The sequence below is a fragment of the Erythrobacter tepidarius genome, assembly GCF_002155695.1.
In the GTDB taxonomy this organism is placed as follows: Bacteria; Pseudomonadota; Alphaproteobacteria; order Sphingomonadales; family Sphingomonadaceae; genus Erythrobacter; species Erythrobacter tepidarius.
Map to the genome: position 1 here is coordinate 99,460 of NZ_MUYJ01000003.1, position 13,982 is coordinate 113,441.

Below are 13,982 nucleotides of genomic sequence, written 5' to 3' on the forward strand. Positions count from 1 at the left end.
TCGCACAACAGAAATGCAGGACAGGGGATCGAATGGCACAAGACGAAGTAAGGCTCGAAAACGAGGCCGCCCAGTCAACCAGCGCGTTGGGGCCGCTGATCGGGGTGGCGCGCGAGGACTTCGTCAGCGCCGTGGCGCTCCTTCTGCGCGAAACCGCCTCCGATCCCGCGCGCTTGATCCGCCACTCGACTGCGATGGCGCAAGACATGGTCAGGATTATGGCCGGGAAAAGCGAGCTTGCACCCGATCCCAAGGACAAGCGGTTTATGGATCCGGCCTGGCAGTACAACCCCTTCTTCCGCGCCGGTGCGCAATATTACCTCGCCGTTCAAAAAGGGGTGAAGAATTGGCTGGAAGAGCTCGAGCTCGACGAACTCGAACGCAACCGCGCGAATTTTATCGCCAATATCATCCTGGACGGCCTCGCGCCGACCAACACGCTCCTCGGCAATCCGACCGCGCAAAAGCAGATCATCAATTCGGGCGGGCTCAGCCTGATCAAGGGCCTTCAGAACGCCTACAACGATCTCGTCCACAACCAAGGCATGGTCAGCCAGGTCGACAAGCGACCCTTCAAGCTGGGCGAAAACATCGCCACCTCGAAAGGCGCGGTGATCTATCGCGACGAGATCATGGAGCTGCTGCACTATGCGCCGACGACCGAGAAGGTCTACGCGATCCCGCAGCTCACTATCCCGCCGCAGATCAACAAGATGTATATCAACGACCTGTCGCCCGACAAATCGGTGGTCAAATGGCAGGTCGACAACGGCATCCAGACCTTTGTGATCTCGTGGCGCAATCCCCGCAAGGAACAGGGCCACTGGGGGATGGCCGATTACGTCGCCGCCTGTGAGAAGGCGCTCGAGGTTGTGTCGCAAGTCACCGGCTCGAAGAAAGTTAACGTTTCGGCCGGATGCTCGGGCGGTCAAACGGCCTCGGTGCTCGCCTCCAAACTGGCGGCGAAGGGCAATCCGATCCTCGGCACGCTGACGCTGATGGTATGCGTGCTGCACCCCAAGCCGACCGATATCGAAGCCGCATCGCTGGTAAGCGAGAACGGGATGAAGCTTGCCCGCCAGCGCGCGATGAAGGCGGGCGTGATCAAGGCAGACGATCTGGCGCGCGGTTTTGCCTGGCTCAGGCCCAATGACCTTATCTGGAACTACGTCATCAACAACTATCTGCTCGGACAGGATCCGCCGGCTTTCGACGTGCTGTTCTGGAATGCCGACGCCACCAACCTTTCGGCAAACCTGATGGGCGATTTCCTGACGCTGTTTGAAACCCTTGCCTTCACCAAACGGGGCGAGGTCGAGATGGCCGGGCACAAGATCGATCTGAGCAAGGTCACCGCCGATCTGTTCATCCTTGGCGGGGTAACCGATCACATCACGCCGTGGAAGGCGACATATCGTTCGACCCAGCTGTTCGGCTCGAAGGATGTCACCTACGTGCTCTCGCAGAGCGGTCACATGCAGGCGATCCTCAACCCTCCGGGCAATCCCAAAGCGAAGTATTACGTCCAGAAGAAGAAGGGCAAGCTGCCCGCCACCGCCGAGGAGTGGCTGCAAGGCACCGAGGAGGTGAAGGGCAGCTGGTGGCCGCTGTGGATGCAGTGGCTACAGGCGCGCTCGGGCGACCAGCAGCCTGCCCCCGCCAGCTTGGGCAACGATAGCTACAGGCCGCTCGATCCCGCACCGGGACTCTACGTCATCGAAGAAGTCTGATAAGGCGCATCGGGCCAATGCGCGCCCCTGGCCCGCGCGAGACCCTGCGGGCGCTTTCGTGAGGGATCGACGAAAGCGCCCAACCTGCCCCCTTGCGTGAGGGGCGAGAAAGGACGTGAAGAGGTGAAAAATCCGATGGACGAGGCGGTCGTCTCGATGGAGCAGGTAGCCGGGCGGACGCTACGGACTGCTAGCTGGCGGCTCGACATGCCATCCGATCACCCGCCGATCCTTTTCTTCAACGGGATCGGCGCGAATATCGAAGCGGTGGCCCCGCTGGCAGCGGCCCTGCCCGAGCGCGGTTTCATCATGTTCGACATGCCCGGAACCGGCGAATCACCCGATCCCCTGGTGCCCTACAATCCGTTCACCATGAGCTGGACCGCAGCGCAGTTGCTGCGTAAATATGGCCTCGACGAGGTCGATGTGATGGGGGTTTCATGGGGCGGCGCGATGGCGCAGCACTTCGCGCTCCAGCATCCCGGCCGGACCCGTCGCCTTATCCTGATTGCGACCACGCCGGGTATGGTGATGGTGCCGGGCAACCCCGCCGCTTTCACCAAGATGGCCGATCCGCGCCGCTACATCGATCCCGAGTTCATGAACGAACACTTCGCCACGCTCTATGGCGGGGTCGACAGGGACGGGGCTGAGCACCACAAGAACAGCCACATCGGCCGGCTCAAGCCACCATCCCCGCGCGGCTACATGTACCAGTTGCTATGCATGCTCGGTTGGACCAGTCTGCCCGCCTTGCCCTTCCTGACCAAGGAAACGCTGATCATGATGGGCGAGGACGACCAGATCGTCCCGCTTGCCAACGGCAAGATCCTCAAGGCGCTGATCCCCAATTCGCGGCTGATCACCTTCGAAGGCGGCGGGCACCTTTTCCTGCTGACCCACGCCGATGAAAGCGTGGCCGCGATCCGCGCATTCCTCGACGCGCCGGAAACCGAGAAGGAAGCGCAGCGCGCAGCGGTCGCCTAGGCCTCGGCTCCCGGAATCAGTACTGGCTGCAATTCAAACCGATCGAGCGCCATAGCAGCGAGGATGCCCCAGCGCACCTCTGCTGGAGAGCCTCGTCGATGCAGTCCTGCCGCAGGCAGCGACGGTCGCCGGGGCGGACAGGAACAACCCGAAGATTGCCGATGGCCGGCACGTCGGCAGGCACGCAGGCCATCGTCGCCGTCCGGGCGGCAACCGAGGCTGGCACGCCCTGCGCCAGCAATGGCGCAAGCAGCAAGACGGCGCGCGCCGGACAGCCGGGCATCGGGCGGGATAGGCCCTTGTGTTCGAACCGGCGAAATATCGCCTTGCCGCAATCGCAAAGGCGCTAACCGCCCCGGCTGACCCCGCACTGCCCCGGCTTGGGCAGCCGCCCAGCCTCGGCCAGAGCAGCGGCGGCCTCGCGCGGGCGATCGGTGGCAATAATGTCGACGCCCTCCCTGCCCAGATCAGGATAGCGCTCATCCATGCCCAACCGCGCGATCACCGCATCGATCGAACGCGGCGAACCACCCAGCGTGCCGAAGATCACCTCGATGTCGTCCCTGTCGAGCTCGGCGAAAAGTTCGGGACGCGGATAGCGGGTGCCGGTGAAGGCGACCAAGCGATCCGCGGGAATGCCGACCGATTTCAAGGCCGCCACATCGTCGAGATCGTTGACTGACACCGACAGCAGCATCTCGGGTGCAGCGCGGTGGAGGGCGGCAGCCTGATCGACCGAGTAGGCGATCAGGATGACACTGCGCTCCATCCCCGCCGCCCGGATTGCGGCAATCACTTTATCGACATTGACCGAGCGCTTGAAATCAATCTGCAACACGGTGCGCCCCTTGGCCCAGTCCAGCGCCTCATCCAGCCGGGGAATGGCATAGGGCGTGACCCAGCCCCAATTGTCCTTGAGCCGCAGCTTGCTGAGCGCCGCCCAGTCCTGCGCCGCGGCCTCGCCGGTGCCGGTGGTCGTGCGATCGAGCCGATCATCGTGAAGCAGGAACAGCATCCCGTCGGCGCTCTGGCCAACATCGACCTCCATGATCGCCGGGTATGCCGCTAGCAGCGCATCCATGGTGGCGATGGCATTTTCCGGCAGGCCCGGGGTCGGCCCTCCGCGATGGGCGGAAATCAAGGTCTGCCCGGCGGCTTCGAAACAATCGAGCATTGCCGAAAGATCGCTCTCCGGCACCAGCCGCCACGCGCCCTGATCCTGCGCGGCCAGCGGCGCTGCCAGCATTGCCCAGACTGCCACGACACAGCGCCACACCCGCTTGCGAACCATTTTCAGTTCCCTTGCCTAATTCCACAATCCTCGCGCTCTTGTAGGACGGCACGATTTGCGACATCCTGCCCATAAGGGAGAGAATGAATGGCGCAATATGATCTGATCATCCGGGGCGGCACGATTGTAGATGGCACCGGGGCCCCTGCCTTTACCGGCGATGTCGCGATCCGCGACGGGTTGATCGCCGCGGTCGGCAAGGTCCACGGCAGCGCCACCGAGGAGATCGACGCGACGGGCAAAGTGGTCGCGCCGGGCTTCGTCGACATTCATACCCACTACGACGGGCAGGCCACCTGGGATCAGGAAATGGCCCCGTCGAGCTGGCATGGCGTCACCACTGTCGTCATGGGCAATTGCGGGGTGGGCTTTGCCCCGGCCCGCCCCGACCGGCATGATTGGCTGATCAGCCTGATGGAAGGCGTCGAGGATATCCCGGGTACCGCACTCGCCGAGGGGATCACCTGGGATTGGGAAACCTTCCCCGAATATCTTGACGCGCTCGAAAAGCTTCCCCGCACTCTCGATATCGCCACCCATGTGCCCCATGGCGCGGTGCGCGCCTATGTGCTGGGTGATCGCGAAAAGCCGGGTGCGGTGCCCACGGCCGAGGACATTGCCGAGATGAGCCGCATCGTCGAGGAAGGCGTGCGCGCGGGCGCGCTCGGCTTCTCGACCTCGCGCACGGTCCTGCACAAATCGGTCGATGGCGAGCTGGTGCCGGGAACCACGGCGACGCCTGAAGAACTGATCGCCATCGGCAGGGCGCTGGGCCGCGCCAAGGCGGCGGGCGGTCACGGCGTGTTCGAGATCGCCAGCGATCTCAAGCGCGAATGGAACGAGTTCGAATGGATGGGCAAGCTCTCGCGCGAGGCCGGCATTCCCGTGACCTTCGCCGCGCTGCAATCCATCGCCAAGGAGCTGCCGCTCGACGAGCAGATCGCCCTGATGCGCGCCGAGAACGCCAAGGGCGCCAATATCGTCGCGCAGATCGCGCTGCGCGGCAACGGCATCATCATGGCCTGGCGGGGCACCGTCCACCCCTTCCGTTTCCGTCCCAGCTGGAGGGCGATTGCCGATCTGCCGTGGGAGCAGCAGAAGGCCAAGCTGCTCGATCCGGCGTTCAAGGCAAGACTGCTGGCCGAGCCCAATGACTACACCGACGCCCCCAAGGACATTGGCGGAGTGGTGATGGCGATCAGCATGGGCTGGAGCCTGCAATATGAGATGGACCCGGATTTCGATTACGAACCCGCGGCTGACGCCAGCATCAACGCCCGCGCCGCAGCAGCGGGCGTGAGCCCGCAGGAATATGCCTACGACCTTCTTTGCCAGGAGGACGGGAATGGCTTCATCTACCTGCCGATCCTCAACTATGCCGACGGCAATCTCGATTTCCTGCTCCCGCTCCAGCACGCCGATGACACCGTGAACTCGCTGTCCGACGGCGGCGCGCATTGCGGGACGATCTGCGATGCGGCCTCGCCCACCTTCATGCTTGAACACTGGGTCAAAGGCCGCAAGCGCGGCGGTCGCATCAGCCTCGAACATGCGATCAAGCGCCAGTGCCGCGACACGGCAGCGCTCTATGGCCTCGAAGACCGGGGGGTGATCGCGCCGGGCTATCTTGCCGACCTCAACGTGATCGACATGGACGCCCTGAAGCTGGGTAAGCCGTGGCTCGCCTTCGATCTTCCCGCGGGCGGCAAGCGGCTGTTGCAAAAGGCGGACGGCTATGTCGCCACCATCAAGAGCGGGACAGTGACCTTCCGCAACGGGCAGTGGACCGGCGCCACGCCCGGCGGTCTGATCCGCGGTCCGCAACGGGTGGAGCTGGCAGAGGCGGCGGAATAGGCCTCCTTCGGGATCCATTCGGGCCTAGGGTTCGATCACGATGCCCTTGGCCGGATCGGCCCGCCCCGCCACCATCGCAGTGAAGACATCGCGCGCCGCCGCCAGACCTGGCAGGCGCGCGATCGTGATAGCGCCAGCGCTCGCAGCAAGGAATGCGCGCCAGGCGGCCGCAATCAGCCTTCCGCCCTCCTCCGGCCCGTGCGCCTTGAAAAAGGCATCCGCATGGTCGGGTGCGAAGAACAGTGCAGGCTTGGGGCCAGGCAAAGCTTCGCTGCCACCTAGGGTCGAACGCGCCTCGATATGCGTCATCCCGACCAGCGCGGAATGGGTGAGCGCCGCGCCAAACAGGCGATGGATGCGCGCCAGCAGCTCGGCATTGCCGGCAAAATCGACGCTGACGCTGCGCAGCACAGTCACGCGCTCCAGATCGTCATAGGCGAAGACCGCATCGTAAAGCCCGCTCGCCTCGACAAAGCCGACATTCCCGCGCGAGGTCAGCCCGATGCGCTTCACCTGCGGCGAGGATTGCCGCGCCACGCTGGCAAGGCCCAGCGCGGTCTTGGACGAGGCGCTGGTGACGACCAGCTGCTCGGCGCCGAACCATCCTTCCCCACGCAGGAAATACTCGATCAGGAAGCCGGTGCGGAACAGCGGGCCGAAGATCATCCGCTCGGCCTCGCGCGCGGGATCGTGCTCGGGATCGGCGGCAAGGCGGGTGTAGCTGTTGTAGACCGGGCTCATCGGCTGACGGTGCGCGGCCATGTCCGCAAAGCCGCCTTCGCTTACCCGGCCGGGGAGAACATCGAGGTGGCTTGCCATCGGCAGATAGCCATAGACCCGCTCGCCCACGGCGATATCGGGATGGCGGCTTTCGATCACCCGCGCGTGCCCCCACATCGGCACGATGCCCATGCCGTCCGGCGCGGGGAAGAAGTCAGAATATCTGAAGGCGTCCCCCGCCACCGCATAGGTGACATTGTTGGCAGTGACCGCGAAGCTCTCGATGCCAAGCCGCAGTGCGCCATCCCCCAACGGGGCGAGCGGCACTTCGGCCAGCGCAGCATCGGTAAGCGCGCCTTTGCGCACATGAACCTGCACGGCGTTCATCGCCTCTCCCCTCCGTCAGATGGCGGGGATCACACCCGCATCGGCATCAGCACATAGAGCGCGCGCGCCTTCTCGCTCTCGCGGATCAGCGTCGGTGCACCGGCGTCGGCGAGGTGGATTTCCACCGTATCGCTGTCGATCTGGCCGAGGATGTCCTTGAGATAATTGGCGTTGAAGCCGATTTCGAGCCCTTCCGAGCGGTATTCGGCCGCAAGCTCCTCGGCCGCTGTGCCATTGTCGGGCGAGGTGACCGACAGCGTCACGCGGTCATTGTCGAGGCCTATCTTGACTGCGCGGGTCTTTTCGGTGGCGATCGTGGCAACGCGGTCGACACCCGAGAAGAAGGCCTTGGGATCGACCTTGAGCAGCTTGTCATTGGCGGTCGGAATCACCCGGCTGTAATCGGGGAAGGTTCCGTCGATCAGCTTGGAGGTGAGCACGACGCCGCCTTCCCCGCCGAGCGTGAAGCGGATCTTGCTGGCCGATAGGTCGATCAGGACATTGCCGTCGAGCGCTTCTTCGAGCAGCTTGCGCAGCTCTCCCACGGCCTTGCGCGGCACGATCACGTCTGGCATCCCGGCGGCGCCTTCGGGGCGCGGCAAGGTGAAGCGCGCGAGGCGGTGGCCATCGGTCGCCGCGGCTTTGAGCAGCGGCTCGTCCTCGTCGGTGACATGCAGGAAGATGCCGTTGAGATAGTAACGGGTTTCTTCGGTCGAAATCGCAAAGCGGGTCCGGTCGATCAGTTCGGCGAGCAGGCGTGCCGGCAGTTCGAAGCTGGTCGGCAGGTCGCACTCGACGATCACCGGGAAATCCTCGCGCGGCAAGGTTGGCAGCTTGAAGTTCGAGCGGCCCGCCTTGACCTCCAGACGGTTGTCGCTGGTGGTGAGGCTGACCTCACTGCCTTCGGGCAACTTGCGGGCGATTTCGAACAGCAGGTGTGCGGAAACAGTGATTGCCCCTGCCTGATCGACCCGGTTGGCCGCCATGGTCTCAACCACCTGCAGATCAAGGTCGGTCGCCATCACCCGCACGCTCCCGCCCGCATCGGCATCGATCAGCACGTTGGACAGGATCGGGATAGTGTTGCGGCGCTCGACCACCGATTGCACATGGGAAAGGCACCGCAGCAGCGTCGCGCGTTCGATCGTGGCCTTCATCGCGTGTCCTTATCGTTCCAGTGTGTGGCAGGAGGCCGAAGGAATCGCCTCCAAGCGCCGGAAAGTGCCTGAAACCTTAGCGCGCCCGACGCGACGGGCAAGTTGACGGCTTTGCGAGGGGTGACTGTGCTGGGGATAAGGGGCGCGATTGGTGGCGCGGCTCACCCCAGCATCGCCATCCCGCCGTTCACGTGCAGCGTCTCCCCGGTGACATAGGCCGCTTCGCGGCTGGCGAGGAAGGCCACCGCAGCGCCGATCTCGGCGCCCTCACCCATTCGGCCCATCGGAATGCGGCTGTTGATCGCAGCCTGCTGCTTCTCGTCCAACGCGGCGGTCATCGCGGTGCGGATGAAGCCAGGGGCGACGCAATTGGCGGTGATCCCGCGGCTGGCGACTTCCTGCGCGAAGGCCTTGGTCATGCCGGTCAGGCCGGCCTTGGCGGCGCAGTAGTTCATCTGGCCGGGGTTGCCGGTCGCGCCCACCACGCTGGTGATGTTGATGATGCGCCCGAAGCGGGCCTTCATCATCGGCTTGGCTGCGGCGCGCATCAGGCGGAAGGCGGCTTCGAGGTTGATGCGGATCACCTGTTCCCATTCCTCATCCTTCATCCGCATCCCCAGATTATCGCGGGTGATGCCGGCATTGTTGACGAGAATGTCCAGCGTGCCGAGCGTGTCGAGCGTTGCCGGGATCAGCTCCTCGACCTGCGACTGGTCGCCGAGGTCGCAGGTGATCTCGACATGGCCGTCGTGATCGTGGTGCGGATAGGCTTCGTTGAGCTCGTCACGAAAGGCCCGCAGCTTGGCCGCATTCGAGCCTGACAAAGCCAGCCGCGCGCCCTGCGATGCGAGCGCATGCGCGATTGCAGACCCGATCCCCCCCGATGCGCCAGTCACCAGCGCGTTCATGCCCTTGAGCGAAAACATCACGTGATCTCCTTCGCAAATGCCTCAAGGTCGGCCATCGTCACAAGGCTCATCACCCGAGCGTCCCTGTCGATCCGGCCAACCATCGGGCCGACCACCTTGCCACCCAGTTCGACGAAGCTTTCAACACCGTCAGCGCGCATGGCAAGCACGCTTTCGCGCCAGCGCACGCGGCCCGTCACCTGCTCGACCAGAAGTGCGCGCTCCTCGTCGGGATCGGTAACGGGGGCAGCGGTGACATTGGCATAGATCGGCAGCGCCAGCGCGCCGGGCGGGGTTTCCGCCAGCGCCTCGGCCATGCGCGCCGCTGCCGGGGCCATCAGCGAAGAATGGAAGGGCGCAGAGACATTGAGGATCATGCCGCGCTTGATCGCGAAGTCCTTCACCAGCGCCACCGCGCGTTCGATTGCGCCTGTATGGCCGGAGAGCACGACCTGCGAGGGGTCATTGTCGTTTGCAACTTCGCACACCTCTCCCTGCGCGGCGGCTTCGGCCAGCGCCTTGGCCTGTTCGAGATCCGCACCAAGCAGCACCGCCATGGTCCCCTCGCCTACCGGCACGGCGGCCTGCATCGCGCTCCCGCGCAGCTTGAGCAGCCGCGCGGTATCGGCCAGCCCGAAGGCCCCGACCGCGCACAGAGCGGAGTATTCGCCGAGCGAGTGGCCGGCGACACAGTGGCCGTGCTCGATCAGCTTTATCCCGAAGTCGCGTTCCAGAACCCGCAGCGTGGCAATCGCATTGGCCATGATCGCGGGTTGGGCATTTTCGGTAAGGGTCAGCTGCTCCTCCGGCCCTTCGCGCATGATCGCGAACAGCTTCTGGCTGAGCGCCTCATCCACCTCACCGAACACGTCGCGGGCAGCCTCGCTCGCCGCGGCCAGTTCGACACCCATGCCGACCTTCTGGCTTCCCTGACCCGGAAAAAGAAACGCGCGCATGATCGCCCCCTTCGGTTGTCTTTTCGGCGCGCGCCGTTACGTCCGCGTGGGCGGGCTGGCAAGGCCGAAGGGCACAACCCTGTTGGCAGACGTGTGCCCGATCAGCGCGCGGCCAAGGAAGGGTATCCCCGCGCGCTCGCACCAGTAACGGGCGATTTCCTCCTCGCTCTGGCCGAATTCGACGTAGTTTTCGGGCACATCGGTAACCGCTCCCAGACGCAGACCCGCGAGCCGCGGAAGCGTCAGGGCGAGGTGAAAGAACAGCCGGTCGACCGAATAGAGATGCTCTGCCACCTCCTCCACCATCAGGACATGGCCGGTGAGATCGGGCATCATCGGCGTGCCCGCGATCATGGCCAAAGTGATGAGATTGAAGGCGGCTGCGGGCGTGGTGCTATCGAGGCTCGGCTCGACCCCGCTGGTGTCGCCTTCGAGCCACCTGAGGACCCGCCGGATCGCCTCGCGCCCGCCTTCCGAGCGGGCGCTGACCGGCATGTGGCCATGCACGCTCTGGCCGATGCCGTTGCGGTAGAGCGCGGCCAAGAGGTAGCCAGCGTCGGAAAAGCCGATATAGGTTTTGGTCCGCGCAGCAGTGTTCATCTGCGCCACCGCCGCCTCGGCAATGCGGTTCGAGCCGTAGCCCCCCTTGGCAAACCATACGACATCGAAGGCCGGATCGTTGGCGCATTCGAGCAGCGCGGTCAGACGCCGTAGATCGTCTCCGGCAAAATGGCCCTGACGCTCGAAACATTGTTCGTGAAACGTCACCCGGTGCCCCGGAAACTCTGCGGCGACCAGCGCCTCAAGCGCGGCCTGATGCTCACGGGTGATCGGCGTTGCCGGTGCACAGATGGCGATATTTGTCATATCTCCCAGCCTATGGCGCTTGTCAGTCCTGGCGCAAGGCAATAACCGTGAAGAATATGGATAATCGGGTCTTGGCCGGGTCGCTCGATGGGCGCCCGCTTTTCTTTTGCGGCATTGGCGGATCGGGGATGCTGCCGCTCGCGCAGATCGCCCATGGCCTGGGGCATCCGGTCGCCGGGTCGGATCGCGGCCATGATCAGGGCCGAACCCCGGAAAAGTTTGCATGGCTCGCAAGCCATGGTTTCCAGCTCTTCCCGCAGGACGGCAGCGGGGTCACCTCGCCGGAACAGGTTCTCGTCGCCTCGGCGGCGATCGAGGACAGCGTTCCCGAAGTCGCCCGCGCGAAGGCGCTCGGCTGCGAACGGGTCAGCCGCGCCGAGCTGCTGGCAGCGCTGTTCAACGCGGCCGGTTTCTCGATCGCGGTCGGGGGAACCTCGGGCAAGTCCACCGTCACCGGGATGATCGCCTGGATCCTCCATGAAGGCGGTTTTGATCCCACGGTGATGAACGGGGCGGTGATGAAAAACTTCGTCAGCCCCGACAATCCCTTCGCCAGCGCCCGTATCGGGCGGCGCGACCGGTTCGTCAGCGAGGTCGACGAAAGCGACGGCTCGATCGCACTCTACCGCCCGACAATCGGCGTGCTGCTCAATGTCAGCCTCGATCATAAGAGCATCGAGGAGCTGCGCGTGCTGTTCGGCAACTTCATCGCCAGTGCCGGAACGGCAGTGATCAATCTCGACAGCCCCGAGGCCGGCGCCCTGGCGCCGCGCGCCCGCAACCGGGTTACCTTCGCGCTGAAGAACCCCATGGCCGACATCACCATCGAGCCCGACTCGATCGACCAGAGCGACTTCGGCATCCGCGCTGCGGTAATCGACAACCGCAGGCGCGAGGTGTTCCCGCTGATCCTGCCCTTGCCCGGGCTGCACAACCTCTCCAACGCTCTGGCGGCGATCGCCGCGGCGGACGCGGCGGGGATCGGCGTTGACGAAGCGGCCTATGCGCTGCGCAGCTTTGCCGGCCTTGCCCGCCGCTATGATGTGATCGGGACCTCGCCCTCGGGGATCACCGTGATCGACGACTTTGGCCACAACCCCGAAAAATGCGCCGCCACCTTGCGCACGCTCAAGGCCGGCCAAGGTCGCGTCATCGCCTTTTTCCAGCCGCACGGTTACGGGCCGCTGCGGCAGATGGGCACCGAACTGGCCCAAACCTTCGCCCGCGAACTGGGGCCGGATGATGTCACCATCCTGTGCGACCCGGTCTATTTCGGCGGCACGGTCGACCGCAGCGAGGGTTCGGAACAGATCGTCGCACGCATCAACCAGGGCGGCGGCAAGGCCGAGCACATCCCCGCGCGCGAGGCCTGTCTTGAGCGCATCATTGCCCTCGCCCGGCCTGGCGACCGGATCGTGGTGATGGGGGCGCGCGACGACACGCTGAGCGACTTCGCCCGTTCCATCCTTGGCCGGCTTGCCTGACCCCCAAAATCGCTGATGGATGGAGATGCCGAGCGCGTTTAGGCTGGCGCCATGCATCCGCGTGATTTCTCCCTCGATACGCTGCTTGCCAACTGCGCTCAGCGCCACGGTCACCGCCTTGCCACCGTCGATGGCACCCAGCGCCTGACCTGGGCAGAGCTCGACGCGCGCGTCACCAACCTTGCCCGCTGGCTGCTCGCCCGCGGGCTGGCGCCGGGTGATCGCATCGCGCTGCTGCTGACCGACGGTGCCCCGTTCCTCACCACCCTGCTTGCCGCGGGCCGGATCGGAGCGATCGCGGTGCTGCTCAACTGGCGGCTGGCCCCGGGCGAGCTTGCGTGGATCTGCGCCAATGCCGGGCCCGCGATGACCTTCGCCAACCCCCGCTTCGCTGATCTCATCGCCGGGGCCGAGGCGGGCGAGGTGCTGCTCGTGGACGAGGGCCACGCCGCAGACGGCCTGTTCGAGGCCGCTGTCACCACCGCCCACGCCCCGCTTGCCAATCCCTACGATCTTGGCCTTGGCCTTGCCCCTGACCGGCCGCTCTACATGATGTACACCAGTGGCACCACCGGCCGGCCCAAGGGCTGCCTTCAGGCCGCCAGCGCGGTCGCCGCCAGCGCACTCGGCTTTGCCCAGCACCGCCGCTTCACCGCGAGCGAGGTGCTGCTCTCGGTCAACCCGCTGTTCCACGTGGTGGGCATGCAGCAGGTGGCGGCGATGCTGGCCTGCGGGGGCACCTCGGTGTTCGCGGGGCGCGACGATGACAGCGCCGCGATCCTCGATCTGCTCCACCGCGAAGGCTGCACCACCACCAGCGCCTTCCCCACGATCTGCTTCCCGTGGCAGGCGATGAACCCGGTTCGCAATGGCGTGATGCCGCTGACCAATTACACCGGAGGCGCAGGCACGGGCCGCCCGCAAATCTACGAGTTCATCGAGAAGGAGTGGGACGCGCGGGTGATCGGCGGATACGGCCAGACCGAGATCTGCGGCTTTGCGACCTTCATCGACTACCCCGATATGCTCGAAGCTCCGCGCTCGATCGGCTGGACTTTGCCGCACGTGACGATGACGGTGCTCGATCCCGAGGGCAACCATCTGCCCCCGGGTGAGGAAGGCGAGCTGTGTCTGCGCGGCCCTTCGGTGATGCTCGGCTACTGGAACAATCCCGAAGCGAGCGAGGCCGCGCTTGGGGCTGGCTGGCTGCGCACCGGCGATCTCGGCACGATGGACGCGCGCGGACGCGGCTATCTGCTCGGCCGCGCCAAGGAGCTGATCAAGACGGGCGGCGAGAATGTCTATCCGGCCGAGGTCGACGCAGTCTTCGCCGCCATGCCCGAAGTGGCGGACGCCGGCTGCTGCGGGGTGCCCGACAAGCAGTGGGGCGAGGCGGTCAAGGCCTTCGTGGTGCTCAAGCCCGGCATGAGCCTGACGCGCGAGGAAATCACGCGCCGGTTCAAAGGCCAGATCGCCGGCTACAAGCGCCCGCGCTACATCGAATTCGTGGACAGCCTGCCGCGCGATCCAATCGGCAAGCTGCTCCGGCGCGAGCTTTCCGCGCGCCCCGTCACCCCCGATCAGGCCGCGTAATTTTCTTTCAAAGGTGACAAAGGTGACACGCTGTCACCTTTGCACTAT

General features: G+C 65.0%; 11 protein-coding genes. 5 read left to right on the forward strand and 6 right to left on the reverse strand.

Annotated elements, in window-relative coordinates; genetic code table 11:
• Window positions 1–32: 32 nt before the first annotated feature.
• Together BZF61_RS03480 and BZF61_RS03485 are read left to right on the forward strand one after the other, a co-directional pair.
• Window positions 33–1,730, forward strand: a complete 1,698-nt coding sequence (locus BZF61_RS03480) for a PHA/PHB synthase family protein (protein ID WP_086617262.1) — start codon at window positions 33–35, stop codon at window positions 1,728–1,730.
• A gap of 123 nt (window positions 1,731–1,853) precedes the next feature.
• Window positions 1,854–2,717: an alpha/beta fold hydrolase gene (locus BZF61_RS03485; protein WP_245804495.1), complete on the forward strand. Its 864-nt coding sequence runs from the start codon at window positions 1,854–1,856 to the stop codon at window positions 2,715–2,717.
• A gap of 346 nt (window positions 2,718–3,063) precedes the next feature.
• Here BZF61_RS03485 and BZF61_RS03495 read toward each other — a convergent pair whose 3' ends face one another.
• The gene (locus tag BZF61_RS03495) at window positions 3,064–4,008 is read right to left on the reverse strand and encodes a glycerophosphodiester phosphodiesterase family protein (protein WP_086617264.1); all 945 of its coding nucleotides are present in this window, start codon (window positions 4,006–4,008) and stop codon (window positions 3,064–3,066) included.
• Between the two features lie 87 nt (window positions 4,009–4,095).
• Here BZF61_RS03495 and BZF61_RS03500 point away from each other — a divergent pair, with 87 nt between their 5' ends.
• Window positions 4,096–5,862 (forward strand): N-acyl-D-amino-acid deacylase family protein, encoded by a 1,767-nt coding sequence (locus tag BZF61_RS03500; protein ID WP_086617265.1) that lies wholly within the window; start codon window positions 4,096–4,098, stop codon window positions 5,860–5,862.
• Between the two features lie 24 nt (window positions 5,863–5,886).
• On the opposite strand, the gene BZF61_RS03505 is transcribed toward BZF61_RS03500, so the two are convergent.
• From BZF61_RS03505 to BZF61_RS03525, 5 genes are all read right to left on the reverse strand, one after another.
• A complete protein-coding gene (locus BZF61_RS03505) occupies window positions 5,887–6,969 on the reverse strand; it encodes a DUF2855 family protein (protein ID WP_086617266.1) in 1,083 nt (360 codons plus the stop codon).
• 29 nt (window positions 6,970–6,998) lie between these two features.
• Window positions 6,999–8,126: a DNA polymerase III subunit beta gene (gene dnaN, locus BZF61_RS03510; protein WP_086617267.1), complete on the reverse strand. Its 1,128-nt coding sequence runs from the start codon at window positions 8,124–8,126 to the stop codon at window positions 6,999–7,001.
• 161 nt (window positions 8,127–8,287) lie between these two features.
• A complete protein-coding gene (gene fabG / locus BZF61_RS03515) occupies window positions 8,288–9,052 on the reverse strand; it encodes a 3-oxoacyl-[acyl-carrier-protein] reductase (protein WP_086617268.1) in 765 nt (254 codons plus the stop codon).
• Window positions 9,052–9,990 carry an ACP S-malonyltransferase gene (gene fabD / locus BZF61_RS03520; protein WP_086617269.1) on the reverse strand — a complete coding sequence of 313 codons (939 nt, stop codon included), beginning with the start codon at window positions 9,988–9,990 and terminating at the stop codon, window positions 9,052–9,054. The genes fabG and fabD overlap by 1 nt, the downstream gene beginning before the upstream one ends.
• Before the next feature lie 36 nt (window positions 9,991–10,026).
• On the reverse strand, window positions 10,027–10,857 hold the full coding sequence (locus tag BZF61_RS03525) for an LD-carboxypeptidase (protein ID WP_086617270.1): 831 nt from the start codon (window positions 10,855–10,857) through the stop codon (window positions 10,027–10,029).
• Window positions 10,858–10,913: 56 nt separating this feature from the next.
• Here BZF61_RS03525 and BZF61_RS03530 point away from each other — a divergent pair, with 56 nt between their 5' ends.
• Window positions 10,914–12,341, forward strand: a complete 1,428-nt coding sequence (locus BZF61_RS03530; RefSeq protein ID WP_086617271.1) for a glutamate ligase domain-containing protein — start codon at window positions 10,914–10,916, stop codon at window positions 12,339–12,341.
• A 51-nt stretch (window positions 12,342–12,392) separates the two neighbouring features.
• Window positions 12,393–13,934 carry a class I adenylate-forming enzyme family protein gene (locus tag BZF61_RS03535; protein WP_086617272.1) on the forward strand — a complete coding sequence of 514 codons (1,542 nt, stop codon included), beginning with the start codon at window positions 12,393–12,395 and terminating at the stop codon, window positions 13,932–13,934.
• Window positions 13,935–13,982: the final 48 nt, after the last annotated feature.